The organism is Sulfuricella sp. (assembly GCF_035531155.1).
Lineage (GTDB): Bacteria > Pseudomonadota > Gammaproteobacteria > Burkholderiales > Sulfuricellaceae > Sulfuricella.
The window spans coordinates 121667-147916 of the sequence record NZ_DATKTK010000005.1; the positions used below are offsets into that span (position 1 = coordinate 121667).

The following is a 26250-nucleotide window of genomic DNA, read 5'->3' on the forward strand; positions in this document are numbered from 1 at the left end:
ACATACGTTTCATCACCTCTAAGGCAATTGCTGCACTAGTTTGTGCGATGGGGCTTGTTTCGGTGTTCGCGGCCGACAAGCCCCAGGCGCACGACATGGGCAAGATGTGGCAAGCGTCGCTGGCGCGGCCCGCCCTTTCGGTTGGATCGTCTTTCGACCCGCGGGGCCGGCTGTGGCTGGCCAAGGTTGAAAGCGGCTACCTCTTCGTCAGTCATTCTGAAGACAAAGGCAAGACCTTCGGCCCGGCGGTGAAGGTCAACTCGGTGCCCGAAAAGATTGCCGCCGACGGGGAAAACCGGCCGAAGATCATGGTGACTCCAGAGGGCAGAGTTTACGTCGCCTACACCTCCAGCCTGGAAATACCCTTCAGTGGCCATATCCGCTTCAGTCGCTCGACCGACGGCGGAACCACCTTCTCCGAACCGCTCACCGTCAACGACAACCGTGAAGTGATCAGCCACCGTTTCGAGGCGATGGCGGTCGATAGTCGCGGCCAGGTTACTCTGGCTTGGCTGGACAAGCGCGATCAGTCTGCGGCGCAGCGGCACGGCCAGGCTTATGCCGGGGCCGCAGTCTACTACGCCGTTTCCACCGATGGCGGAGCGAGCTTCGGCGCCAACCGCAAGCTGGCCGACAATTCCTGCGAGTGCTGCCGGGTAGCGATGGCGATGGACCAAGGTGACGTGCCGGTGGTTTTCTGGCGCCATGTCTATGGCAAGAACGTGCGCGACCATGCGCTCGTCAGGCTGGACGGCAAATCCCAGCCGGTTCGCGTCAGTTATGACCAGTGGGAGGTGGATGCCTGCCCCCATCACGGACCGGCGATTTCGATAGCCGATGACGGGGCCTATCATCTGGTCTGGTTCGATAATGGGCCGAAGCTCCATGGCCTGTTCTATGCCAGCTCGGCCGATCAGGGCAAAACCTTTTCCGCGCCGAAGGCATTCGGCAATTTCGAGGCGCAGGCCGGCCATCCGCACGTGCTGAGCTTCGGCAAGGCGGTGCATGTGGTTTGGAAGGAATTCGACGGCCAGAACTTGGTCATCAGGGGGATGTCCTCCGCCGATGGCGGCAAGTCGTGGTCGCTGCCGCGCCAGATTGCCACGACCGCCGGCGCCTCGGATCACCCCCTGCTGGTTGCCGACGGCACTCAACCCTATCTGTCGTGGAACACCGCCAAGGAAGGCTTCCGGCTGATCGGGGTGGCGCCGTAATGCGGCAACGCCTTTGTTTGGTACTGGCATTGCTGTTGGTGCTGATTCCACCCGCGGCAGCGCAGGAACTTAAACCCTTTGTTGCCGGCAGTATCAAGGAAATTACCGCGGCGCGGCAGGGCAAGCCGTTCATCCTGGGCATGTGGTCTCTGACCTGCACCCATTGCCGGGAAGAGCTTGTCTTGTTGTCCGACCTGTTAAAAAAGCATCCCGATCTCGACCTGATTCTGATCTCCACCGATACGCCGGAAGAGGGGGAAGCAATCAGCGCCACGCTGCGGCAATCCGGTCTCGGAGGTGCAGAAGCCTGGGTATTCGCCGATCCCTTTGCGGAACGCCTGCGCTTCGAAATCGACCCCAAATGGCATGGCGAACTGCCACGCACTTATCTTTACGATTCTTCCCACAAGGCCCAGGCTTTCAGCGGCAAACTCGATGCCCTGCAGATGGAGCAATGGGTTCAAGCGCACTTCGCGGCACGCTGAAGCCGACCTCCGTTCGGCTCCCCTCTCTCCCGATCCAGTTGGCGGTTCCTGCTAGCCGCAACCCCGGCTGTGTTCCATTTCCCCCGTTTGCGCTAAATGGCGCAATCCTGATCTGGGTCAACCTATTGTTTTAACGAAAACTTGACCTTGGCACGGGGCTTGCATATCAGGAGTCCCGGTCTATGTTTCAGGGACGACTAATTACAAGACATGATTCCAAACATGCTTCATCCGGCCAGTGTCCTGGGCCGTCTGGTGGCCTTGCGCTGGTTTTCGATACTGGCTCAGGGACTGACCATTTTTTTTGCCGCCGGGTGGTTAAACATCTCTCTGCCATTATTGCCCATGCTGGCAGCGGTGCTTTTTCTGACCCTGGTTAACCTCTTCACTTGGTGGCAGGTCTGTAAAGCCCTGCCCGTGGCCGATGGCGAGCTATTTGCCCAATTGTGCCTGGATGTGCTGGTGCTGACCTGGCTTCTCTTCTTTGCCGGTGGAGCAGAAAACCCTTTTATTTCGCTGTTGCTCCTGCCACTCACCATTGGCGCGGTCGTCCTGCCCGTTCGTTACATCTGGGTCATGGCCGTGATGGCTTTTGCAGCTTACACTCTGCTGGTTTTTTTTAACCAGCCCTTGCCACTCCCCCAGGGCCGATTGAGTGTCCTGGACGCGGCCCTTTCGAAGACCTGCGGCATGAATCGTACAACGATTCATCAGGAAGGGGGGTTCGCCCTGCACGTGGTTGGCATGTGGCTTAATTTTGCCATTAGCGCCCTGATCGTTTCAGTGTTTTTGGCCCGCAATGCAGGGGCGTTACGCCAGCGGGAACGTGAGATTCATACCTTCCGTGAGCGCGCCCTGCGGCAGGAGCGGATCCTTGCTCTTGGCCTCCTGGCGGCGGGGGCTGCCCACAAGCTAGGAACGCCTCTTTCCACCATGGCCGTGGTGTTGCGCGAGATGGAGGTGGATGAAGGCAATCGGGAAGAACGCGCCGACGACCTGCGTCTGCTTCGCTCCCAAGTGGAGCGTTGCAAGGGCATCCTGGCCGAGATTGTGGGCGCCGCCGGTACGGCACCCGCGGCGGCGCTCCCCGCCGATGTCTGGCTGGCGCATCTGGTGGATGAGTGGCACGTTCTACGGCCCAAGGTACGCTTGCCGTCCATTCATCCTGACACTGCCTCCACTGCGCCGTCTGTGCGCCCCGACCGCAGCCTGGACCAGGCACTGCAAAGCCTGCTCGACAATGCGGCCGATGCCAGCCCGGAGAGTGTCGAACTGCGCCTGGCCTGGGACACCCAAAGCCTGACGGTAGACATACTCGACCGAGGGCAGGGTATAGACGAACGGGTTGCCGGGTTACTGGGCCAGACCCCCGTTAGCAGCAAGTCGCCGACAGACGATGCTGTCGGCGGGTTGGGCATAGGCTTTTTTCTCACCAATGCCACGATCGAGCGCTTTGGCGGCGAGGTGGAAGTCTTCGACCGGGAAGGTGGCGGCACCTGCACACGGGTGATCCTGCCTCTGGCCCAACTCAACCCGGAGTCTACATGAGCCAGGTCGATCTGGACGAGCGGCCGGTACTGCTGCTGGCGGATGACGATGAGGTCTTCCGGGATGTACTGGCCAAGGCCTTGCGCCGTCGAGGTTATGCGGTGGAAACCGCCGGAAACGCAGAGGATGCCTTGGTCTTGTCCAGAGACAACCCCCCGGAGTTTGCCGTCGTCGACCTCAAAATGCCCGGCAACTCCGGTCTCAAACTCATCGCAGACCTGATAGACCTCGACCCCAATACCCGCATTGTCATGCTTACCGGCTATGCCAGCATCGCCACCGCTGTCGAGGCCATCAAGCTGGGCGCCACCCATTACCTGGCCAAGCCGGCCAATGCGGACGACGTGATAGCCGCCCTGTTACGCACCGGGGGCGATGCCAGCACTCCGGTAGCGGAGGCCCCTCTCTCCGTAAACCGTCTGGAGTGGGAACACATCCAGACCGTGCTGGCGCAACATAAGGGCAATATTTCCGCTACCGCCCGCGCCCTCAAGATGCACCGTCGCACCCTGCAACGGAAGCTGGACAAACGCCCGGTGCAGGGGTGAGGGAAGATCGTCGGCTGAAATGCGGGCATGCATTGCCCCTGACGGCTACCGTATGGACACAAGTCGCATTCATATTCAAACGGATATGTAACAACATCGAAATCAGTGCTGTCATTCCGGCGAAAGCCGGAATCCAGTATTGGCGCGCGTTCCTGGATTCCGGCTTTCGCCGGAATGACGATTGTGCGAGATGTGTGCATATTTGCCCTGATGGAGGGGGTGCGACAATTTGCCCAATTCCCGGCCCCGAACAAGTTCTATAACATCCGGGTGCTCCTTGGCGACCCGAGCAATTTCGGCTCGGCCTCTGCCTTCGGCAGCCAGGGCAGACAGTTTTTCGACAGTGCCACGCCCCATGAAAAGGTGGCCGACATTTTCGCCGTGGCGCAACGGGCGGGGTTGATGAAGATCGCCATCGTCACGGAAGCGCAGCGCTGATAGCAACCCCTTGATTTTTGCTTTTATCATTTGGAGAACAACATGAAAAGAAAAATAGCGCGAAGCACCTTGGCGGTTGCCGTTTACGCCGCCTTTGCCGGGCCAACCCAAGCGGCTGACGACGCAGCCACGGCGACAGTTCTGGGCGAGATTCGCGTCACCGAGGGCAAGAAGACCGACGTTCAGTCAAGAACCGAACTCGGCACACTGAACGAGTACACGCCCCTGGCCGGAACGGTGGTTTCCCGGGAAGAACTGGAAACGGTGAAGTTCGTCGACTCCCTGCGCGAACTGCTGACTCGTGTTCCAGGGGTCAGCAAGATCCGCAATATGCGCATCCCCGATGGCGGCAAGCAGTACACGGAAAATCGTATCGACGGCATGCGCACCGCAAGTACCGGCACGACCGCTTTTCTTGACGTGGTCAACGCCAACGACATCGAACGAGTCGAGATCATTGCCGGCCCCGGCTCGGTGTTGAACGGCAGTAGCGCATTCGGCGGCACTATCAACGTCATCACCCGCGATGCGCCAAAAACGCCCGAGGTGCGTCTTTCTCAGGAAGCCGGCGCTTACGGTTTCTATCGCACCGATCTGTGGGGCGGCAGCACGCTGGAGAATGGCTTTGGCTACCTCATCGACGCCAACGTGCTGGAAAATTCGGGTTGGCGCGAGCAAACGGCTGAAAGCAAGAAAACGGTTAGCGCCAAGCTGTCCGGTCGCATCGACGAGCAATCGAAACTGGCTTTCCGCCTCGAATACATCGATGATGATGCCCAGGCTCCGGGCCAGTTGACGCAGAAGCAGTTCGACAGCAACTGGCAGCAGCGAGCCCCCGGGGTAACGGCTGGCCCGTCGGTGTATAGCCGCACCTGGGCTACGTATGTGACGCCTTCGGTGCAGTACCAGCGCAACATCGGGGAACGCGGTGAGTTGACCCTATCCATGCTGAACCGCAAGAAGGACTTAACGACCTTTGGCGACGCAAAAACCTACGGTGCCGGCGCAGGCAATTTTGACAACTCCATCTACGACACCGATGCATCCGAGACCGGTGTGCGGGCCATGTACCGGCATGATTTCGATTTAGCCAAGTCGACGCTGCATGTGGGTTTTGACGACATATCTAACACCACGGACAGCATCACATACAACAACAAGTTGACCTCTGCGTTGGGATCGCAAGGGCAATTTTCGCGCGGTGCCATAACTGCCAGCAGCCTGGCCAAGGAAAAACAACTGTCGCCGTTCCTGAACTATGGGTTTACCCCGGCCGAGCGGCTGCGTCTTACTTTGGGCGCCCGTAACGACGAAATCAAATATAGCATCGACGATAGAACAGCCGCTAACAAAGATGGCGAAAAGACCTACAGGAAGCTGGTCAAGAAGGTTGGCGCCACCTACGATCTAGACCGCAACCATCTGCTCTGGGCGAGCGTCGCCGAAGGCTTTCTTGCCCCATCCGTCAGCACCTTGCTAGGGTCTGGGGGAGCCACCCCGAATATGAATCTGCTGCCGGAAGAGTCGCTCACCCATGAAATCGGCTTCCGCGGTTTCCTGCCGGATCAGCGCCTCCGCTACGATGTGGCCGTTTATCACACCACCATCGAAAACATGATTGTGAAATCAGGAACCACAAATTTGAATGCCGGCAAGGTATCGTTCAAGGGGGTGGAAACCGGGCTTTCCCTGGCGACCGCGAAGTGGCTGGATCTCGGTCTCTCACACACCTATGCCGTCAACACCTATGAAGATTACGTAAACAGCGGTGTGAACTACAGTGGCCTTTCATACCAGGCGTCCCCCCGTCACCATCTCAACCTGCGCCTGACGGCGCGGCCGGCTGCGAAGTGGAAGGTCGAACTGGAAGGGGATTACACCAGCCGCTACTACATCGACGACAAGAACAGCGATACTTATCAGCGGCCCAGTCTTTACAACCTGCGCGCCAGTTATGCCGATGGCCCCTGGTCGTTCTGGATGCATGCCTTGAACCTGCTTGATACTAAGTACGCTGAACGTGTCCTGGTACTTAACAATACGCGTGTTATCGACGCCGGCTACCATCCTCTGACCCTGCGCGCCGGCGTTTCGTACAAGTTCTGACCCGATCATGAGCCGCATAACACATCGGTTCGGGCCGGTACTGCTGGCGATCCTGGCGACTGGGCTTGCCTCGGCCCAGGATGCGGGTGACGAGCGTCGTTCCGGCGGCGGGCCGCCACCGTCGGTTCGGGGTGGGCAGGACGCCGGCGAGTACGCCGGACCGCGACCGCCCGAAGGCGCCAGCCCGGAGGAGCGGCGCGCGTTCTGGCAGAAACGGGCCGCTGAACGCGCCAAGGCAGAGGAAAGTGGCGCGCCAGCGCCGGCCCAGGCCGGCGGCAAACCGGAAGAGGCCAAGCAGGGAGGCGGACCGCCGAGCGAGGCCCAGAGCGCCGAGTGGCGTGCCAGGCGCGAGGCCCGCGAGGGCAAAGCTGCCGAAACGCCGGCGACGGCAGAGCATCGTCACGGCCCCGTCGCCGCGCCGGCGGTCGCGGGCAAACCCGAGGAAGCCGCCCGCGGTGGCGGTCGTCCGGGCGGCATGGCCATGCGCGGCGGCGGCGTGCTCTGGATTGCAGACACCCCACCGATGCGGGGCGAGGGTTCTCAGGGGCGACGCGGCGGCATGGGAGGAATGCCGATGGGCGGCGAGCGCAGTGGCCCGCCGATGAAACGCCTGTGGCTGCGCTCCGGCGCCGACCCCCAGAAGGCGCCTTTCGCCCGCGAAGAAGCCGATGCGTCGGTGGAAACCCTGCTGGTAACACCCCGCGGCAAGCCCGAGGGCGAGACCCTGCCGCCGCCGGCCGAGGGCTATAAAGGGCTTGCCTTCGAGATGCCGGCGCAGGGCTTCTACCGCATTTACGTCACGATCCGCAAGCTGCAGGGGGATACGCTGAATGTCAGCGTCGCCAAGGCCGAGGTGGGCAACTTCGGCCATGACGGCGACGTGGAGGAGCAGAAGCGGGCCATGACGGCTCCCCGGGTGCTGGAGAACGCCGCGATCGAAATCGTCCGTGAACGCCAGGACAAGGAGGGGCCTTTCGCCCAGATCAGATCGGGCACGGACCAGGCCTTCATCGTCCTGCAGAAAGGCCTGCCGGTAGCGAACGCGCGGGTGCGGTTCGTCAGCCACCAGGGCTGGGTCAAGGAGGTGACGAGCGATGAGCAGGGGCGCGCCAGTTTCCAGGTGATCCGGGACTACTTCCCGCCCTGGGACGAGTTCCAGAAACGCTTCAAGGCCAACTATCTGGTGATTGCCGAGGTCGCCGCCGCCGAAGCCGGCAGCCACAAGGATCAGCCCTATACCAGCGTGCGCTATCAGGCCACCTTGGCCGGGAGCTACTACCCCTCGCCAGACGATTACCGCTCCTACGGCTATGGCCTGTTGGTGGGTTTCGCCGGACTGCTGTTCACCGGCACCGGCGTCTATCTCTATCGTCGCCGCCGGGTTAAGCCCTACCAGGAGGTCAGGCTCGATGATTAGCCTCCGGCGCGCGGTCAATAACGCCGACCTGAAGCGCTTCCGCTTCTGGCTCCAGCTGGCGCTGTTCGCGCTGCTGGTCTATGGGGGCTATCTGGCCATCGACTTGGGCAATCACCTGCCGATGTTCGCCTGCGGTTTCAACCAGGAGGGCAGGGCCGGCGTCTGTTACCTGCTGCCGCTCCAGCATCAGCTTTCCCGTTCTTGGCCGCAGTTGTTCAGCATGGCCTCCATGTCCGTGCTGACCGGTTTCGGCATTTTCTATCTCTGGTTCATCGTGCTCAACAAGAGCTGGTGCGGCTACATCTGCCCCCTTGGCACCATCCAGGACTGGATCACGGCCCTGCGCCGCCGGCTCGGCGTGCGTTACAGCCGCTACACCCAGGGCCAGTTTCACGCGCTCAGTCGGATCAAGTACCTTCTGCTCGCCCTGATGATCCTGATTCCCCTCGGCATCGGCGGCGGCTGGTTCTCCCGCGACATGGCAACGCCCTTTTGCCTGATCTGTCCGGGGCGGATGATCCTGCCCATGTTTACCGGCGATTTTTCGCAGTTCACCCTCGATTTCTCCAGCAAGACGGCACTGGTCATGACGGCGCTGGGGATGGGCATCACCGGCCTTTTCCTTGCCGGGTCATTCGTCAAGAAGCGCTTCTTCTGCTTCTTCTGCCCGATGAGCGCGCTTCACTACCTGATCTCCAAGCCGGCGCTGCTCAAGCTCAAGAAGGATGGCGACAAATGCACCCGCTGCGGCGATTGCTACACCGTCTGCGATATGGATATCCGCGAGATCGCCGACGACATCAAGACCAAGGATATCATGATGGACGACTGCATCCTGTGCCTGAAATGCGTTGCCGCTTGCCCCGAGCCGGGGGCGTTGAAGGCCAATTTCGCCAGCGTCACCTTCTTCGAATCGACGGAGGAAGGTTTTCTCAAGCGTACCCAAAAAGGATGGAATGCCAAGCGCCATGAGCACTAAACCCACCACTGCGGCAATCGCGCCCATCCCCTACAACCGCAGCCGCCAGGCGCGGGAGGCGGAGACCGTGCTTGACCACATCACCGACGATTTCGACGACAACCCGGCGGCGATGGCCTATTTCTACGACCTGTTCCGGCGCACCTATTGCCAGGGCGAATCCCTGGAACGGGAGGGCGTGCGGGTGGGCACCACCTGCATTCATGCACCGGATGAATTGATCTACGCCATGGGGGCAACGCCGGTGCGCCTGTGCAATGGCTCCTACCACTACGATCAGGTCGGCGCCGATTTCATGCCGGCCAAGTCTTGTTCTCTGGTCAAAGCCACCCTCGGCATGTTGAGTTCCGAGAACGTGATCCCCAAAGTCGGCAAGCTGGACCTGATCGTCAATCCCACCACCTGCGACCAGAAGAAGAAGGCCAGCGCCATGATGGTGGGCATGGGGCATACGGTCTATAACCTGGAATTGCCCCCGGCCAAGGAAAGCGAGCAGGCCAGGGTGTATTGGCGGCGCTCGGTGCGGGAGTTCGTCCTGCGCCTGCGTCAGCTCACTGGGAAGAAGCTCACCCGCAAGAACCTGACGGCGGCCATGGACAGGACCAGCCGCGCCCAGGCAGCCTTCCGCACCCTGCACAACTTCTGCCGCAAGTCGCCCTCGGTGGTGCTGGGCAAGGACGTGTTCCTGATCACCAATTCCTACTTCTTCGACGAAATCGAGCGCTGGACCGAGGCGGTGGAAAAGCTCAACGCCGAATTGGCCCAGCGCGAGAAGGACGGCTTTTGCGCCGCCCAGAAGAAGGCGCCGCGCATCCTCTTCACCGGCTCGCCGCCGATCTTCCCCAACCTCAAGCTGCCCTTGTTGATCGAGGAAGCCGGCGGCGTGGTGGTGGCGGACGAGACCTGTTCCGCCAACCGCATGCTCTACGACATGACTGCCGTGGACGAGTGGCTGGTCAACGACATGGTCGACAGCCTGGCGGACAAATACCTCAAGCCCTGCACCTGCCCCATCTTCACCAACAACGACGACCGCCGCCGCCGCTTGGTGGAACTGGCCAAAAGCTTCGCCGTCGATGGCGTGGTGTATCAAGCTTTCGCCGGTTGCCAGGTGTATGAGATGGAGCAGAGGAGCGTGGCTGAAACCCTCAACAAAGAGGGCATCGCCATGCTCTACATCGAAACCGACTACAGCCCGGATGACATGGGCCAGCTCACGACCCGGATCGAGGCGTTCATGGAATCCCTGAAAAACCGCAAGAGAAAACGAGCATGAACCTGAAAAACTCACTTGAACCACAGAGACACAGAGGAAAAACAATGAGTTGGTTCGCTTCATTGGTTCACCCGGGAGGCGATTGCCTGAAAACGGATAACCCATTGTTTTCTCGATCTTCTCTGTGTCTCTGTGTCTCTGTGGTGAGGAATTTAGGATGAATTACTTCGCAGGCCTGGATATCGGCTCCACCGCCATCAAGGTGGCCCTGGTAGATGAGGAAGGCAAGATTGTCGGCGTCCACGTCTCTTCTTCCGGCAGCCTGTTCCACAAGAACGCCAAGGAGGCCCTGCAGAATTTGCTGACCCAACTGGGGATCGCCAAGGACGATGTGCGTTACCTGATCGCCACCGGCTACGGCCGCAAGCTGTTCAAGGAGGCCGACGACTCCATCAGCGAAATCACCGCCAACGCCATCGGCGCCCATGAAGCTGGCAAGGCTTTCGGCGGCGTGCGCACCATCATCAACATCGGCGGCCAGGACTCCAAGGCAATCCAGATCGACGACACGGGCAACGTGTCCAACTTCGCCATGAACGACAAATGCGCCGCCGGAACCGGGCGCTTTCTGGATGTGGCGGCGCGCAATCTCGACATCGATCTGGAGGAGCTGGGCGACTACCACTTCAACGGCAAGGGCGCCCCCTTGAGCATCAACAGCACCTGCACCGTGTTCGCCGAGTCCGAGATCATCGGCCTGCTGGCGAACGGCCACGGCAAGGAAGAGATTATTGCCGGTATCCATTACTCCATCGCCAAACGCACAGTGCGCCTGGCAAAGCGCGTCGGCATCGAGGATCGGGTCTATTTTGATGGTGGCCCGGCCCTGAACAAAGGGCTGGTGGCCGCCATTCAGGACGAACTACAGCGAGAACTGGTCGTCCCGGAACATCCCCAGACCACCACCGCCTTCGGCGCCGCCATTCTGGCGCGCAACGAGTTTCTAGCCGAGAACCCCTGATGCCCGTCGAGACCATCGTCGGCCTGCCCATGGCCCTGGTCTTGGGGCTGGTCTATGGCCTCGGCCCATGCCTCGTCAGTTGCCTGCCTTACCTGGGGCCGGTATTTCTCGCCCGAGATTTCAGCTTGCGCCGCTCCTGGCGCGTCGTGCTGCCCCTGTCTCTCGGTCGCCTTGCGGGTTATTCGCTGTTCGGCGCGGCGGCGGGCTGGGCCGGCCGTTATGTCAAGGACAGCGCTGCGGCCTCGCCGCAGCTGCATTTGCTCTTCGGCGCCGCCGCCCTGATGGTCGGCCTCGCTCTCTTTTGGCAGCGACGGCCGGCATGCGCCGTTGCGGCGGCGCCCGCTGCCGACGGTCTGCCCTTGCGCCGCTTCGATCTCGGCACTGAACCTCGGCCCCTGTTGCCGGGCGGCCTGTTCCTGATGGGCGCCGGCATGGCGCTGACGCCCTGCGGGCCGCTGGGCGTGGTGCTGTTCTCGGCCGCCGCCTCGGGCCATGCCGCCGGCGGATTTCTGCTCGGCCTCGGCTTCGGCCTCGGCGCCATCGTCGTGCCTTCGCTGGTGTATGGCCTCGGCGTCGCCTATTTCGGCGCCCGCCTGCGCGAGCAGTTGGGCCCTTGGCGCCCGCGCATCGAGGCGCTCAGCGCTGGGCTGCTGATTCTGGTCGGGATGAGCCAGCTTATCCGGGCTTTCTGACTTTTCATCTTATTTCGCCACCTGCCGCCATCATGAAACGATTCACCCTGCTGCCTCTTTGCCTATCCCTTACGGCAGCCTGCGCAGCCGATGAAATAACGCTCAAGGAAGTGATAGTCACTTCCTCCAGCGAGGACGACATCTCCGAACGCCACCAGGCCGCGACACAGAAAGTCATCATCAACCGCCAGGACATCGAAAACATGGGGGCGCTGACGATCAGCGACGTGATGGGCAAACTGCCCGGCGTGGATGCCGGCACGCCAGGCGCCGACGGCTCGATGGCGCTGCGTTCGCGCGGCATGGTGCGGGACTCGGTGCAAATTCTGGTCGACGGCGAGCGTGTGCCCGGGGGGGCGCGCATGGCCCAGAGCATCGTCGGCCGCCTGCCGTCGACCGAATTGCAGCGCGTCGAGATCATGCGCGGTTCTTCGGCGGAAGTCGGCGGCAACGCACCGTTGAGCGTGAATCTGGTGCTCAACAGGCCGATGGCGCGCGAGTCCACCGCCTTCAAGACGGCCGTCGGGTTTCGCGACGGCAAGCCGCTTGTTCAGACCTCCTACACCAAGGGCGGTGGCGACAAGACATTTTCCTGGCTGTTGCCGGTGACGCTGAATCACCATGACCTGCCATCCGGACGCCAGGTGAGCCGTCGCGACAGCGCCGGAACCTGGCAGGAAGACAGCGAGCAGGGCGATCGCAAGACCGAGGAGTTCGTGATCTCACCGCGCTTGGCGTGGAAATCCGGTAGCGACAGCCTGACCCTCTCGCCGTCGATATTTCGCTCCTTCGGGCGCGGTGACAACGCCTTCGAGCGCAGCGACCTGACCACCCCGGCCAACAGCGCCACGCGCCAGGATAACGAGAACAGCCGCAATGCCTTCAACCGCCTGCGCGCCGACGGCGAGATGCTGCGCCAGGGCATCAAGTATTCCGGACGGCTGGCGCTTTCCGATGGCGAGCGGCGCGCCGATACGCAGCGCAACATGCTCACCGGCGGCGTCGCCACCCTGTCCAGCGAGCAGATGCGCCGAAAGGAACGCGATCTGGGCGGTTCCTTCCGCCTCGACTGGAGCATCGGGCTGCATGCGCTCGCGGCCAGTATCGAGGAAAACGGCCATCGGCGCGACGAGAGCCAGTCCAACAGCGGTCTGGCGGTCAACGAAACCCACTCGGCCTGGGACAGGCAATGGAGCGTCTGGCTGCAGGACGAGTGGAGCCCCATTACGGCCGTGACCGTCACGCCGGGCCTGCGCGGCGAATTCATTCGTTACGCCGTTGACGGCATCGGCCAGAGCCACCAGCGCCTGCTGCCTTCGCTGGCCCTGCGTCTGGAGCCGGTTCAGCACTGGGTGCTGCGCTCTTCCCTGGGTACCGGCATCAAGACGCCACGGCTGGACGAACTCACCAATCAGCCGGTGTTCAGCGTCAATGCCAATACGCCGCTTGAGCCCGACCGGCGTGGCAATCCTGATCTGCGGCCGGAGCGCAGCGTGAATTTCGAGGCCGCGCTTGAACGCTATTTGCCGGGAGAAGCCGGCGTCATCGGCGCTAACGCTTATCTGCGGCACACCGAAGACTTCACCGAGCGGCGGGTGCAACTGGAAGGAGCCCGTTGGGTGGATCGCCCCTACAACGAGGGCTCGGCCCGCCACTGGGGCGTGGAGCTGGACGGTAAGCTGCGCACCGACAGCCTCGGTTGGCGGGGGGCGACATTCCGCGCCCATCTCACGGTGCCGCGCAGTGAGGTGCAGGACGAACGCCTCGGCATCAGCCGCGCCGCGCGCGAATCCCCGCGCTACATCCTGAGCGCCGGCTACGACCAGACCTTGGCCGACAAGAGCTTCGGCGTGTCGATGCAGCACAACGGCCGCGTCCTCACCCAGGTGCCGGGCGAACAGGCTTATGAAACAAGGCGGCGCACCGTGTTCGATGCCTATGCGCTGCAGAAGCTGAACAGCGCGCTGAATCTGCGTTTGTCGCTGCAGAACCTGTTGCGCGCCGACACCCGCCGCCAGCTTGATGCCTACGCTCCCGGCAGTTCCTGGTCGCTCGCTTCCACCGACAAGGGGGCGCGCACCGTGCTCTTGTCTCTGGAGGGCAAGTGGTGAGCCGTCTCCCGCTCCCCTGCCTTCCGCTTCCTGATCGGGGATTCCTGAGATGGAAAAATTGTATTCCTGATGGCCTGCCTCCTCGGCGCAGTCATGGCGGTTGGCGTGTTCTTCGGCTTCTACCCGGCGCACAAGGCTGCCCGTCTCGATCTGATAGAATCCTTGCGCTATCGGTAGACCGGGTGATAAATTGAACTTTCAGATTATTTTGTTGAATACGTTCTCGATGCCGCAAAAAGACGATGCAACATGGCTGCCCCCGCTGGGGCTGGTTGTGGTCATGCACGCAATCATTTGGTGGGGCTTCACCCATTTCAAGAATGAGATCGTGCTGCCCAAGCCCTTGCCGGTGGTGCAGGTTGCGCTGGTGACGCCACCTGTGCCGCTAGAGCCGCGCGTGACCCCGCCCTCACCACCGAAAGTTGAACGACAGCAGAAACCGGTCGTGGAGAAGGCGATTCCCACACCCAAGCCGGTTCCGGTAGCGCAACCGGTTGCAGAGCATGCTCTACGGCAGGCGCCGGTGGAGGTTGCCCGGCCATCCCCACCCGCGCCGGCCCAGGCTCAGTCTGCTGCGGAGCCGGCAGCCGAGCCGCCACGCTATAATGCGGACTACCTGAGCAATCCGCCTCCGGCTTATCCCATGGCGGCACGGAGGCGCGGGATCGAAGGTACGGTGCTGGTGCGCGCCGAGGTGGCGGCGAGCGGCGAATGCCTGCGCGTTGAGCTGAAAAAAACCAGCGGCGCAGGTATGCTCGATCATGCGGCGCTAGAAGCGGTCAGGGGTTGGCGCTTCGTGCCTGCCCGACGCGGTAGCTTGGCGGTGGTTGCCTGGGTCGAGGTGCCGATCACATTTAAACTCGAAAACAATTAGAAGGTAGAAAATCTATGCCGCATTTTTCTTCGTCGGATATCGTAGTCGTCACGCTGTGGGTTCTGGTCATCTTTTCGGTCGCGACCTGGACGCTGATCGTTGCCAAGGGCTGGATGCAATGGAAGCTGTCGAAGGAGAACCGACAATTTAGCCAGGCATTCTGGAATGCGAAAGGCTTGCGCGAGGCAGAGCAAGCATCGACCAACGCCGCCGGGCCGCTGGCGCGCCTCGCCCATGCCGGCTTCACCGCGCTGCGCGACATGCAAAAAGGCGGGGAACAAAATCTGCAGCACAGCGGCGACCAGCAGGACATCCTGGAGCGCTGCCTGCGCCAGCAGGTGCAGAAGGAGCAGAACCGTTTGGACAGCGGCCTGATGGTGCTGGCGAGCATCGGCTCCACCGCACCCTTCGTCGGCCTGTTCGGCACGGTGTGGGGCATCATGCATGCGCTGCAGGACATCAGCAAAAGCGGTTCCGCCGGGCTGGACGTGGTAGCCGGCCCGATCGGCGAAGCGCTGATCGCCACCGCCCTCGGCATTGCCACCGCCATCCCCGCCGTGCTGGCCTACAATTACGGCTTGCGCCGTACCCGGCTGTACGTGGCGGAGATGGAGGATTTTGCCACCGATTTTCTGCACCTGGTGATGAAGTCGGGCTTCAAGGTTGGTGATGAGTAATGAGGAATGGGTAATGGGTGGAGATTTTTCCCATCACTCATCACCCATTCCTGCTAACATTTTTTAGGATTTTTTATGGCCTTGAATACCCGTTCCGAACAGACTGCGATGAGCGAGATCAACGTCACGCCGCTGGTCGATGTGATGCTGGTGCTGCTGATCGTGTTCATCGTTACCGCGCCGCTCTTGATGCAGGCGGTCAAGGTCAACCTGCCCAAGACCGCGGCGGTGTCGCCGATGAAGCAGACGCGCACTATTCAGATGTCGATCGACGCCCTGGGCGGCGTGTTCATCGACCAGCGCCTGATCCACTTCGACACGCTGGAAGCCGAGCTGAAAAAGATCGCCGCTCAGGATGCCGACCCCAACGTGCAGTTGCATGCCGACGAAAGCGTGCGCTATGGTCGCGTCGCCCAGGTGCTGGCGATGCTGCAGCGGGTCGGCATCACCAAGCTGGCGTTTGTGACCACTCCTAGCGGCAAGGTGCCGGCTCCGGAAGAAAATCGCAAGTAGCAACCCGACAGGGCGTTCTGCCCAATCCACTCTCCGATCTGCGTCTTTTGCCGCGCCCTGTGTGAAATGGCACAGGGCTGGCTGTCTGCGTCCACTGATTCGTAAAGATTTTTCTCTGGCACGTGAATTGCATTAGCAAATGACTATTTGCTTGTTCAATTCATAAGATAGGGAATCATAAGAATGACGTTCAAACCCCGTATTCTTGCCGCCTCGCTGGCTGCCATCATGCCGTATCATTTTGCGCTGGCCGCCGATGAAGCCAAGCCTTTGCGCCTCGAAGAAGTGGTGGTAACCGCACCAATGATGCTGGAGCCGCTGGTCGTGACCACCGATCCCAAGGCGCCGCGCCAGCCGGTGCCGGCCCATGACGGCGCCGATTATCTCAAGACCATTCCCGGCTTTTCGGTGATCCGCAAGGGAGGCACCGACGGCGACCCGGTGCTGCGCGGCATGGCGGGTTCGCGGCTGAACATCCTGCTCGACGGGGAGCAGATCCTCGGCGGCTGCGGCAATCGCATGGATCCGCCGACTGCCTATGTGTTCCCGGAATCCTACGACAAGATCACCGTTCTCAAGGGGCCGCAGACCGTCCTGTATGGACCGGGCAATTCCGCCGGCACGGTGCTGTTCGAGCGCACCATCAAACGCTTCGACCAGCCGGGCTGGAAATTCAACGGCAGCCTGGCAGCCGGCAGTTTCGGCCGCAACGACCAGGTGGCCGACATCCGTGCCGGTACGCCGGATTATTACGTTCAGGGCACGGCCACCCGTTCCGACGCCAACGATTACCAGGACGGCAGCGGCAAAGCCGTCCATTCCGCCTTTACCCGCTGGAGCACCAGCGGTGCCATAGGCTGGACGCCGGACAACGATACCCGGCTGGAGTTGACCGGGACCCACAGCGACGGCCAGGCCGCCTACGCCGACCGCACCATGGACGGCGTCAAGTTCGCCCGCGACAATGTGGGCCTGAAGTTCGAGAAAAACAGGATTTCGCCTCTGGTGGAAAAGGTCGAAGCGCAAGCCTTTTACAACTATGTTGACCATGTGATGGACAACTACACCCTGCGCAGCCAGAGCGGAATGAAGATGGTCAGCAACCCCGACCGGGAAACTGTCGGCGGTCGCGCTGCGGTCGGGCTGCGTCTGGCCGAAGCGACCAAAGCCACTTTGGGCGTCGATTACCAGGCCAACAAGCATACGCTGCGTTCGACCATCAACTACGCGAACATGCCGCGCGTCGAGGATGCCAATTTTCGCAACTATGGCCTGTTCGGTGAGCTCACCCACTACCTGGGCGAACGCGACAAGCTGATCGCCGGCCTGCGCACCGACAACTGGAATGCGCAGGACAAGCGCGCGACGCTGACCATTGCGGGCCTTGGCACAGTGGCGAACCCGACCGTCGGCAAGGAACGGAGCGAAACGCTGACCAGCGGTTTCGGGCGCTACGAGTACGACCTTGCCGGTGCGCCAGCCACGCTTTACGCCGGCCTTGGCCACACCGAGCGTTTCCCGGATTACTGGGAGCTGATCTCGGCCACCAAGGAAAGCGCGACCACCTTGAGCGCTTTCGATTCCCGACCTGAAAAGACCAACCAGCTCGACGTCGGCGTTGTCTACAACAGCGGCAAGCTGACCGCGTCGGTGTCCGGCTTCTACAGCAAGATCGACGACTACCTCATGGTTCAGTCGAACTACGTCAAGGGCGGCCGCGCCACGACCATCGTCCGCAACGTGGACGCCACCACCTGGGGCGGCGAAGCCGGCCTGAGCTATGCACTTTCCAGCAACTGGAAGACCGACGCCACGCTTGCCTATGTGCGCGGCGATAACGATACCGACGGCACGGCGCTGGCGCAATTGCCGCCGCTGGAAGGGCGCCTCGGCCTGACCTACGACAACAAAGTCTGGACCGTCGGCTCGCTGTTGCGTCTGGTGTCCGAGCAGAGCCGCTTTGACGCCAACAAGGGCAACATCGTCGGGCAGGACATCGGCAGGACGCCGGGCTTCGCCGTGTTTTCGCTCAACGGCGGTTACCGGCCGAAGAAGGGCACGCTGATCTCCGGCGGCATCGACAACCTGTTCGACAAGACCTATGCCGAGCACATCAGCCGTACCGGGTCGCCTACGGGCGGTATTGCGGGCTTCGACCAGACCACGCGGGTCAACGAGCCGGGCCGCAATCTATGGGTCAAGCTGAACATCGCGCTCGATTGACCGGTTTTGATTTTTAAATTTCAGGGAGGCCGATGGCCTCCCTTTTTTCATTCCCGCCGCCGCCGTTTATACTGACGACGGTATGAGCGAATTCAACCCCAATCCAGAGCAAGACGAAGTTCCCGCCGCCGCCCGGTTTGCGCTGGCGCTGGCGGCTTCCCTGGTGCTGCATCTGGCGGTGGTGTTTGGCGTCCAGGTCAAGGCGGCGCAGCCGATGGAGCGGGCGCGGGCCGCCATCGAGGTGCGGGTCGAGGGTGCGTCGCAGCCAAAAATCAAGCCGATGCTGCTGGTCGCAAGTGCTGCGGACACGGCCGAAAAAAAGCTGGAGGAGCCGAAGCCGAGCGAGGAAAAGCCCGCGCTACAGCCGCCCGCTCCAGCGGAGCCTGCGCCGACCATCCTGCCGACGCTGGAAATTCCCCTGCTCGAAGATCCCACCTGGTATCCGGCCAAGCAGGTGGATGTGCATCCCACCGCGCTGAGCTTGATCAAGCCTGCCTACCCCAATGGGGCTGCGGAGCAGGGGGTGGAGGGCAATGTGGTGCTGCTGTTGCTGATCGACGAGGCTGGCGTGGTGAAAGAGGCTACAGTGGCGGAGGCGAACCCCGAGGGGATCTTCGAGGAATCCGCGCTCGCAGCCTTCCACGAGGCGCGCTTCGCGCCGGCGCAAAAGAATGGCCGGGCGGTAAAAAGCCGGGTGCTGATCCGGGTGACTTACGAATTGAATGATCGGGAAAAACCAATAATCGTTCAGCCGCCGTTGCCGTTGCCCCCCTGACCGTTGCCAGTCGCGCCGTTTTGCGGCGGCGTGTAGCCCTTGGGCAACAGCACCCACATTTTCCCGCTCTGCTTCATGCTGCCCGCCTGCTTGCCGGCATCCTTGCCGAAACCCCAGAAGAAGTCCGCCCGCACCACGCCCCGGATCGCGCCGCCGGTGTCCTGCGCCAGCATCAGGCGGTTGAGCGGCTTCGCGCTGTTCGGCCAGGTGGTGGAGAGGAACACCGGCGCACCGAGCGGGATGTGGCGCGGGTCGACGGCGATGCTGCGCCCGGCGGTGAGCGGCACGCCCAAGGCGCCGAGCGGGCCGGGGAGGTTGTTCGGCAACTCGCGGAAGAACACGTAGCTGGCGTTGAGGTTGAGCAGTTCCGGGAGTTTGTCCGGGTTCTGCTTGCCCCAGTCCTTGATGCCCTGCATCGAGGCCTTTTCCAGCGGCAGGTCGCCGCGCTCCACCAAGGCCTTGCCGATCGACTTGTAGGGATAGCCGTTCTGGTCGGCGTAGCCGACGCGCATGGTTTCGCTTCCGGGCAGTGCGATTTTTCCGGAACCCTGGATTTGCAGGAAGAAGAGTTCGACTGCGTCATCCACCCAATAGAGTTCCTTCCCCTTGAGCGGCGCCACACCGTTGTCGATTTCGGCGCGGTTGTAATAGGGCACCACCCGGCGACCGTCGATCCGACCGCGCAGGCGCATATTTTTCAGTTCCGGGTAGACGCTGCTCAGATCCACGATCAGCAAGTCGTCGGGCAAGCCGTAAAGCGGGTAGCGGAAACGCTTCGAGGGCGTGCGGCTGCCGTTAAGCAGCGGCTCGTAATAGCCGGTGATCAGCCCTTCGGAGCCGCCGTCGGGCTGCGTGGCCTGATAAGGGATGAAGTATTGTTCGAAGAATTCCCGCAGGGCTGCGTTGCTCGGGGAGGGGATTTCCAGGGTCGCGGCGCAGGGGGCTTGCCATGCGGGTTGTTTCTGCAGCGCGACACAGCTTTGTTTGAAAGCGTCCCAGGCGGCCGCCAGGTCTTCGTCCTGCCAGCCGGCAAGCGCTTCCCAGCCGACGGATTGAAGTGGCGGCGCTACCGGGGTTGGCGGAACAACCGGGACGGGCGGTATAGCGGGAATGGCTTGCGGCGGCACGGCGGGAGGCGGAACAGCGGTCGGCTTTTCCAGCGTGGCACAGGCGGAAACCGCCAGAGTAAAAAGCAGGGCGAGCAGGTTTTTCATGGATGTACTTAAAAACGGCAATTCATTTATCACAGAGGCACAGAGAAGTGCGAGAACAAAGGCTTTTGATTCCGGCGTGTCAGGAGATTTAATTGAAAGACCCCTGCTTACGCAAAGGAGTTCAGTTTTTCTCTGTGTCGCCTAGAGGCGCCTACTTCTGGCTCTGTGGTTAATCGATTTTTCCCGGTTAACAGGAGTTCTAGTGCAGCACGCGCGGCATGTTCAGGGTAAATTCGGCAACTGGCGCGTCGAACTTGGTGCCGTCCTCCGCTGTCATCTGGTAACTGCCGTGCATGGTGCCGACCGGGGTGGCGATCACGCAGCCGCTGGTGTATTCGAAGCTCTCGCCCGGCTTCAGCAGCGGTTGTTCGCCGATCACGCCCAGGCCGCGCACTTCCTGCACCTGGTCGGTGGCATCGGTGATGACCCAGTGGCGGCTGATCAACTGGGCGGCGACGCTGCCGGTATTGGTGATGGTGATCGTGTAAGCGAAGACGTACCGTTCCAGATCGACGTCGGATTGGTCGGGAACGTATTCGACGTGGGTTTTTACCGTAATTTCATATTTCTTGCTGTCAGCCATCCGCCTATTGCACACGAATTTGGCTTTCATGGCAAGCGCGATAGACCCGTTGCCATCAATTGGGATAAAATCCAAACTTTTGGTTTATTAAGGAAGTGCCATGCCCCAATACAGAATTGCGCCGAGCATCCTGTCCGCCAACTTCGCCACGCTGGGCCTGGAGGTGGACAATGTTCTCGCCGCTGGCGCTGATATCGTTCACTTCGATGTCATGGACAACCATTATGTGCCCAACCTGACCATCGGCCCGCTGGTGTGCGAGGCCCTGCGCAAGCATGGCGTGACCGCACCGATCGACGTGCACCTGATGGTCAAGCCGGTGGACCGCATCATTCCCGACTTTGCCAAGGCGGGCGCCACCTACATCACTTTTCACCCGGAAGCTTCCGAGCACGTCGACCGCACCATCGGCCTGATCAAGGAAAGCGGCTGCAAGGCGGGCCTGGTGTTCAATCCGGCCACCCCGCTGGACGTGCTGGAATACACCCTGGACAAGCTCGACATGGTGCTGCTGATGTCGGTGAACCCGGGCTTCGGCGGCCAGAAATTCATTCCCTACGTCCTGGACAAGGCACGCAAGGTGCGCCAGATGATTGACGCGCGCGGCCTGAACGTGAGCCTGGAAATCGACGGCGGCGTTGGCCCCGGTAACATTCTGGAAGTCGCCAGGGCGGGCGTGGACACTTTCGTGGCCGGTTCCGCCGTGTTCGGCGCGGCCAAGGACAGCGACCCGCACCGCTACGATTCAATCATTGCCGCGCTGCGCGCAGAACTGGCCAAGGTGTAAGCGTGGCAGCGAGTTTTCCACTCCCGGTCAAAGCGGTCGTCATCGACCTCGATGGCACCTTGCTGAACACCGCTCCGGACCTCGCCGAGGCGGCGCAGCGCATGCTGCGCGACTTGGGGATGCCGCCGGTCAGTCTGGAAAAAATCCAGTCCTACATCGGCAACGGCATCGCCAACCTGGTGAAGCGGGCGCTGACCGGAGAAATACACGGCAAGCCGGACGAAGCCCTGTTCGCCAAGGCGCTGCCGCTGTTCGAGACGCATTACGACGAAGTGTTGCACCGCGAAACCCAGCCTTACCCGGGTGTCATGGAAGGGCTGAATGCCCTGCGCGATGCCGGTTACACGCTGGTCTGCATTACCAACAAGGCGCAGCGCTTCACCCTGCCGCTGCTGGCGGTAATGGGCATGCAGAATTACTTCGACCTGATCCTGTCCGGCGACAGCCTGCCGCGCAAGAAGCCCGATCCGCTGCCGCTACGCTACGCTGCGATCTACTATGAAGCCGAGCCCAAGGATCTGCTGCTGGTGGGCGACTCCCTGAACGACAGCCAGGCTGCACGCGCTGCCGGTTGCCCGGTGGTGCTGCTGCCTTACGGGTACAACGGCGGCAAGGATGTGCGCGAACAGGACTGCGATGCAGTGATCGACAGCCTGCCGGAAGTGCTGAAGCTGATCAGAAAGGCATAACTTATATGAACCGCAGAGGCGCGGAGGCGCAGAGAAGGGCGATATTCAACTTACGGCGATGGTGAGCCTGGCCTTGAGCTATAAATGGGTCTTTGCCCTGAATGGAGTTTTTTTGTTTTTCTCTGCGCCTCCGCGCCTCTGCGGTGAAAGTATTTTATGACTGAACATGAATTCAACGCCCTTGCCGCCCAAGGCTACAATCGCATCCCGCTGGTCAGGGAAACTCTGGCCGACCTCGATACACCCTTAAGCGTTTATCTCAAGCTTGCCAACCGGCCCTATTCCTACTTGCTGGAATCGGTGGTGGGGGGGGAACGTTTCGGTCGTTATTCCTTCATCGGCCTGCCGGCCAAAACCCGGATCAGGGTGCATGGACATAGCGTGAGCGTCGAAAATGAGGGCACAGTGCTGGAGCGGGTTGAAACCGACGACCCGCTGCAGTTTGTCCAGGATTACGCCGCGCGCATGAAAGTGGCCGAGCACCCCGGTCAGCCCCGCTTCACCGGCGGGCTGGCGGGATACTTCGGCTACGATACCATCCGCTACATCGAGAAGAAGCTGGCCCGCACCGTCAAGCCGGACGTGCTGGGCACGCCGGATATCCTGCTGCTGCTGTCGGAGGAAGTTGCGGTGGTGGACAACCTGTCCGGCAAGATTTATCTGGTGGTCTATGCCGATCCCGCCCAGCCCGGTGCGTACACTCGCGGCCAGGCACGGCTGGACGAAATGCGCAGCCAGTTGAACCAGCCAGTGGCAATCCCCGTCACGGCCTCTTATCCGCCTGCACAGGCAGCATCGGAATTCGGCGAAGACGCTTTCAAGCTGGCGGTGGAAAAAGCCAAGCGCTACATCTTCGACGGCGACATCATGCAGGTGGTGCTGTCCCAGCGCATGTCGCAGCCTTTCGCCGCCTCGCCGCTTTCTCTCTACCGCGCATTGCGCTCGCTCAATCCTTCCCCGTATATGTTCTATTACGACATGGGCGATTTTCAGGTGGTCGGCTCGTCGCCGGAAATCTTGGTGCGGCTGGAGGAGGAAACCGTTACCGTGCGCCCGATCGCCGGCACCCGCCCGCGCGGCAAGACCCGCGAAGAGGACGAGGCGCTGGCCGCCGACCTCCTGGTCGACCCCAAGGAACTGGCCGAACACCTGATGCTGATGGATCTGGGCCGCAACGATGCGGGGCGCGTCGCCCAAACCGGCTCGGTCAAGGTCACCGAGAACATGGCCATCGAGCGTTACTCCCACGTCATGCACATCGTTTCCAACGTCGAAGGCAAACTGAAAAGCGGCCTGAACGCGATGGACGTGCTGCGCGCCACCTTCCCGGCGGGCACCGTGTCCGGTGCGCCCAAGGTGCGCGCGATGGAAATCATCGACGAGCTGGAGCCGACCAAACGCGGCATCTACGCCGGCGCAGTGGGCTATCTCGGCTTCAACGGCGACATGGATCTGGCGATCGCCATTCGTACCGCCGTGGTCAAGGATGGCACGCTCTACGTCCAGGCGGGAGCTGGCATCGTCGCCGACTCGGTGGCGGACAACGAATGGACGGAAACCCGCAACAAGGCCCGCGCCGTGCTGCGCGCGGCGGAGCTGGCGCTGGGCGGATTGGGGAATGAAGAAGGAAAAACCATTTGAACCGCAGAGGCGCGGAGGCGCTGAGAAAATGACGATAAACTCTGCGCCTCCGCGCCTCTGCGGTGAAGGACATAAATTATGCTGCTGATGATCGACAATTACGACTCCTTCACCTACAACCTAGTGCAGTATTTCGGCGAGCTGGGTGCGGAGGTGCGGGTATTCCGCAACGATGAAATCACCGTGGAGCAGGTCGCGGCGCTCAAGCCCGACCATATCGTGATTTCCCCAGGGCCGTGCACGCCCAACGAGGCAGGCATCTCGGTGCCGCTGATCAAGGAGTTTGCGGGCAAGGTGCCGGTTCTCGGGGTATGTCTCGGGCACCAGAGCATCGGCCAGGCCTTCGGGGGGAAGATTGTCCACGCAGCCCAGTTGATGCATGGCAAGACCTCGATGATCCACCACAAGGACACGGGCGTGTTCAAGGGTTTGCCCAATCCGTTTCGCGCCACCCGCTACCATTCCCTGGTGATCGAGCGCGCGAGTATTCCGGATTGCCTGGAGATCACCGCCTGGACCGAAGACGGCGAAATCATGGGGGTGCGCCACAAGACCCTGCAGGTGGAAGGCGTGCAATTCCATCCGGAATCCATTCTGACCGAATACGGCCATGAGATGCTGGCTAATTTTCTTAAGGAATAGAAGCTCAAGCTGTTTCGTCATTCCGGCGAAAGCCGGAATCCAGGAACTCGGAGAGACCTCATGCAACCCTGCGTCTACATGCTTGCGAGCCGAAGAAATGGCACTTTGTATGTGGGCGTGACTTCTGACCTGATCAAACGGATTTGGGAACACAAGTCGGATGCGGTTGATGGATTTACCAAGCGCTATGGCGTCCATACACTGGTATGGTTCGAAGTACACGAGGAAATGCTCCCTGCCATAGCGCGCGAGAAGGCGATCAAGGAATGGAAACGCAAGTGGAAGCTGGAATTGATTGAAAAAGCGAATCCCAGTTGGCGGGATTTATACCATGACTTACTGTGACTGGATTCCGGCTTGCGCCGGAATGACGTGAGCCGAGGAACGAGAATGGACGCACGAACCGCATTAACCGCCCTGCTGGAAAAACGCGACCTGACCCGCGATGAGATGCTGTCACTCATGCATCAGATCATGGGCGGGGAACTGACGCCGGTGCAGATCGCCGGCATCCTGGTTGCGCTCCGCGCCAAGGGTGAGACCGTGGCCGAAATTGCCGCCGCCGCCGAGGTGATGCGCGAGCTTTCGACCAAGGTGCCGGTCGGTGCCGAAGCGCATCTGGTGGATACCTGCGGCACCGGCGGAGACGGCGCCCATACTTTCAATATTTCCACCGCTTCTGCATTGGTCGCCGCTGCGGCAGGCGTGAAAGTCGCCAAACACGGCGGCCGCTCGGTGTCTTCCACCTGCGGTTCCGCTGACGTGCTGGAGGCGCTGGGCGTGAATGTGAATCTCACCCCCGACCAGGTGGCGCGGTCCATCCACGAAATCGGCGTCGGCTTCATGTTCGCTCCCAACCACCACAGCGCCATGAAATATGCCGCACCGGTGCGGCGCGAACTGGGAGTGCGCACCCTGTTCAACCTGCTCGGCCCGCTCACCAATCCGGCCGGGGCGAAAAACCAGGTGATGGGGGTGTTCCGCAAGGATTTGTGCCGTCCGCTCGCGGAGGCGCTGAAATCACTGGGTGCGAACCACGTCATGGTGGTACATGGCGGCGATGGTATGGATGAAATCACCATCACTGCCGAAACTCACGTCGCCGAACTGAAGGATGGCGGCATCATCGAATACGCCATCGACCCCGAAGAATTCGGCATGAAGCTCGGGTCAGTCGAGGCGCTCAAGGCGCATGATCCCGAGGAAGCCAAGGCCAGGCTGATGGCGGTACTGGATAACACCCACGGCGCCGCACGCGACATCGTCGCGCTCAATGCCGGCGCAGCGATTTACGTCGGCGGCATGGCGCAGACGCTGGAAGCCGGAGTGAAGAAGGCGATTCATGTCATTGCCAGCGGCGAGGCCAAGGCCAAGCTCGATCAGTTGATTGCGTTTTCAAACCGGAATAATTCATGAACCGCAGAGGCGCAGAGACGCAGAGGGAAAATCTCTTAACGGGGTTGATTATCGGCTGTGCAATTGAAGTACATAGGGAGTTGGGGCCAAGGCTTCTGGAGTCTGCCTACGAACAGTGTTTATGCCACGAGTTGTCGTTGCAGGGAGCGGCTTTCGAGAGGCAGGTGTCATTGCCCGTAGTTTATAAGGATATCAAACTTGATTGCGGCTATTTGATGGACTTGGTTGTAGAAGGAGAGATTGTCGTTGAGCTCAAGACAGTTGAAAAAATATTGCCCATCCACGAAGCTCAGTTGTTAACCTATTTGAAGCTTTATCACCGGCCAGTTGGCCTGCTTGTCAATTTTAACGTGCCAGTTCTTAGGAGCGGTATTAAACGCATCGTTAACCAATTTCAAGAACTCTCTGCGCCTCCGCGCCTCTGCGGTGAAATCTAAATAA

Annotated in this window: 26 protein-coding genes; 24 read left to right on the forward strand and 2 right to left on the reverse strand. The window is 61.1% G+C overall.

Translation table 11 applies throughout. The annotated features are described in order from the left end of the window. Positions 1–47: 47 nt before the first annotated feature. The 17 genes from VMV64_RS02350 (at position 48) to VMV64_RS02435 (ending at position 18837) form a co-directional block, all read left to right on the forward strand. On the forward strand, positions 48–1214 hold the full coding sequence (locus VMV64_RS02350) for a sialidase family protein (RefSeq protein ID WP_325328340.1): 1167 nt from the start codon (positions 48–50) through the stop codon (positions 1212–1214). After that, on the forward strand, positions 1214–1699 hold the full coding sequence (locus VMV64_RS02355) for a TlpA family protein disulfide reductase (RefSeq protein WP_325328341.1): 486 nt from the start codon (positions 1214–1216) through the stop codon (positions 1697–1699). The genes VMV64_RS02350 and VMV64_RS02355 overlap by 1 nt, the downstream gene beginning before the upstream one ends. A 222-nt stretch (positions 1700–1921) precedes the next feature. Next, positions 1922–3247 (forward strand): ATP-binding protein, encoded by a 1326-nt coding sequence (locus VMV64_RS02360; RefSeq protein WP_325328342.1) that lies wholly within the window; start codon positions 1922–1924, stop codon positions 3245–3247. Beyond that, a complete protein-coding gene (locus VMV64_RS02365) occupies positions 3244–3795 on the forward strand; it encodes a response regulator transcription factor (RefSeq protein WP_325328343.1) in 552 nt (183 codons plus the stop codon). Before VMV64_RS02360 ends, VMV64_RS02365 begins: the two co-directional genes overlap by 4 nt. A 174-nt stretch (positions 3796–3969) precedes the next feature. Beyond that, entirely contained in the window at positions 3970–4233 is a 264-nt protein-coding gene (locus tag VMV64_RS02370; RefSeq protein ID WP_325328344.1) for a hypothetical protein, read from the forward strand. Positions 4234–4275: 42 nt separating this feature from the next. Further along, complete coding sequence (locus tag VMV64_RS02375) at positions 4276–6339, forward strand: TonB-dependent receptor (RefSeq protein WP_325328345.1); 2064 nt, start codon at positions 4276–4278, stop codon at positions 6337–6339. 496 nt (positions 6340–6835) lie between these two features. Then, the gene (locus VMV64_RS02380) at positions 6836–7756 is read left to right on the forward strand and encodes a hypothetical protein (RefSeq protein WP_325328346.1); all 921 of its coding nucleotides are present in this window, start codon (positions 6836–6838) and stop codon (positions 7754–7756) included. Continuing rightward, positions 7749–8735, forward strand: coding sequence for a 4Fe-4S binding protein (locus tag VMV64_RS02385; protein ID WP_325328347.1), 987 nt, complete (start codon positions 7749–7751; stop codon positions 8733–8735). The genes VMV64_RS02380 and VMV64_RS02385 overlap by 8 nt, the downstream gene beginning before the upstream one ends. Then, the gene (locus tag VMV64_RS02390) at positions 8725–10011 is read left to right on the forward strand and encodes a double-cubane-cluster-containing anaerobic reductase (protein WP_325328348.1); all 1287 of its coding nucleotides are present in this window, start codon (positions 8725–8727) and stop codon (positions 10009–10011) included. Before VMV64_RS02385 ends, VMV64_RS02390 begins: the two co-directional genes overlap by 11 nt. A 157-nt stretch (positions 10012–10168) precedes the next feature. Beyond that, positions 10169–10972: an acyl-CoA dehydratase activase gene (locus tag VMV64_RS02395; RefSeq protein ID WP_325328349.1), complete on the forward strand. Its 804-nt coding sequence runs from the start codon at positions 10169–10171 to the stop codon at positions 10970–10972. Further along, positions 10972–11664, forward strand: coding sequence for a sulfite exporter TauE/SafE family protein (locus tag VMV64_RS02400; protein ID WP_325328350.1), 693 nt, complete (start codon positions 10972–10974; stop codon positions 11662–11664). The genes VMV64_RS02395 and VMV64_RS02400 overlap by 1 nt, the downstream gene beginning before the upstream one ends. Positions 11665–11696: 32 nt before the next feature. Then, positions 11697–13775: a TonB-dependent receptor gene (locus VMV64_RS02405; protein ID WP_325328351.1), complete on the forward strand. Its 2079-nt coding sequence runs from the start codon at positions 11697–11699 to the stop codon at positions 13773–13775. A gap of 280 nt (positions 13776–14055) precedes the next feature. Next, positions 14056–14649 (forward strand): energy transducer TonB, encoded by a 594-nt coding sequence (locus VMV64_RS02415; protein ID WP_325328353.1) that lies wholly within the window; start codon positions 14056–14058, stop codon positions 14647–14649. A 14-nt stretch (positions 14650–14663) separates the two neighbouring features. Then, positions 14664–15326, forward strand: a complete 663-nt coding sequence (locus VMV64_RS02420; RefSeq protein ID WP_325328354.1) for a MotA/TolQ/ExbB proton channel family protein — start codon at positions 14664–14666, stop codon at positions 15324–15326. A 75-nt stretch (positions 15327–15401) separates the two neighbouring features. Beyond that, the gene (locus VMV64_RS02425) at positions 15402–15839 is read left to right on the forward strand and encodes a biopolymer transporter ExbD (RefSeq protein ID WP_325328355.1); all 438 of its coding nucleotides are present in this window, start codon (positions 15402–15404) and stop codon (positions 15837–15839) included. Between the two features lie 183 nt (positions 15840–16022). Beyond that, positions 16023–18062, forward strand: a complete 2040-nt coding sequence (locus VMV64_RS02430; protein WP_325328356.1) for a TonB-dependent copper receptor — start codon at positions 16023–16025, stop codon at positions 18060–18062. A gap of 82 nt (positions 18063–18144) precedes the next feature. Then, the gene (locus VMV64_RS02435; RefSeq protein WP_325328357.1) at positions 18145–18837 is read left to right on the forward strand and encodes an energy transducer TonB; all 693 of its coding nucleotides are present in this window, start codon (positions 18145–18147) and stop codon (positions 18835–18837) included. Here the strand turns inward: VMV64_RS02435 and VMV64_RS02440 are convergent. Both VMV64_RS02440 and apaG read right to left on the reverse strand, forming a co-directional pair. Continuing rightward, a complete protein-coding gene (locus VMV64_RS02440) occupies positions 18810–20051 on the reverse strand; it encodes a murein transglycosylase A (protein WP_325328358.1) in 1242 nt (413 codons plus the stop codon). The genes VMV64_RS02435 and VMV64_RS02440 overlap by 28 nt on opposite strands. A gap of 199 nt (positions 20052–20250) precedes the next feature. Beyond that, positions 20251–20634, reverse strand: a complete 384-nt coding sequence (apaG, locus tag VMV64_RS02445) for a Co2+/Mg2+ efflux protein ApaG (RefSeq protein ID WP_325328384.1) — start codon at positions 20632–20634, stop codon at positions 20251–20253. Between the two features lie 100 nt (positions 20635–20734). Between apaG and rpe the strand changes: the two genes are divergently transcribed. The 7 genes from rpe to VMV64_RS02480 all read left to right on the forward strand — a co-directional run bounded on the left by rpe (position 20735) and on the right by VMV64_RS02480 (position 26246). Beyond that, positions 20735–21421: a ribulose-phosphate 3-epimerase gene (gene rpe / locus VMV64_RS02450; protein WP_325328359.1), complete on the forward strand. Its 687-nt coding sequence runs from the start codon at positions 20735–20737 to the stop codon at positions 21419–21421. A gap of 2 nt (positions 21422–21423) precedes the next feature. Further along, the gene (locus VMV64_RS02455; RefSeq protein ID WP_325328360.1) at positions 21424–22110 is read left to right on the forward strand and encodes a phosphoglycolate phosphatase; all 687 of its coding nucleotides are present in this window, start codon (positions 21424–21426) and stop codon (positions 22108–22110) included. A gap of 156 nt (positions 22111–22266) precedes the next feature. Then, a complete protein-coding gene (trpE, locus tag VMV64_RS02460) occupies positions 22267–23751 on the forward strand; it encodes an anthranilate synthase component I (RefSeq protein WP_325328361.1) in 1485 nt (494 codons plus the stop codon). Positions 23752–23829: 78 nt separating this feature from the next. Then, positions 23830–24393 carry an aminodeoxychorismate/anthranilate synthase component II gene (locus tag VMV64_RS02465; protein WP_325328362.1) on the forward strand — a complete coding sequence of 188 codons (564 nt, stop codon included), beginning with the start codon at positions 23830–23832 and terminating at the stop codon, positions 24391–24393. Positions 24394–24453: 60 nt separating this feature from the next. After that, the gene (locus VMV64_RS02470; protein WP_325328363.1) at positions 24454–24738 is read left to right on the forward strand and encodes a GIY-YIG nuclease family protein; all 285 of its coding nucleotides are present in this window, start codon (positions 24454–24456) and stop codon (positions 24736–24738) included. Between the two features lie 45 nt (positions 24739–24783). Next, positions 24784–25809 carry an anthranilate phosphoribosyltransferase gene (gene trpD / locus VMV64_RS02475; RefSeq protein WP_325328364.1) on the forward strand — a complete coding sequence of 342 codons (1026 nt, stop codon included), beginning with the start codon at positions 24784–24786 and terminating at the stop codon, positions 25807–25809. After that, a complete protein-coding gene (locus VMV64_RS02480) occupies positions 25806–26246 on the forward strand; it encodes a GxxExxY protein (RefSeq protein WP_325328365.1) in 441 nt (146 codons plus the stop codon). Before trpD ends, VMV64_RS02480 begins: the two co-directional genes overlap by 4 nt. Positions 26247–26250 lie beyond the last annotated feature (4 nt).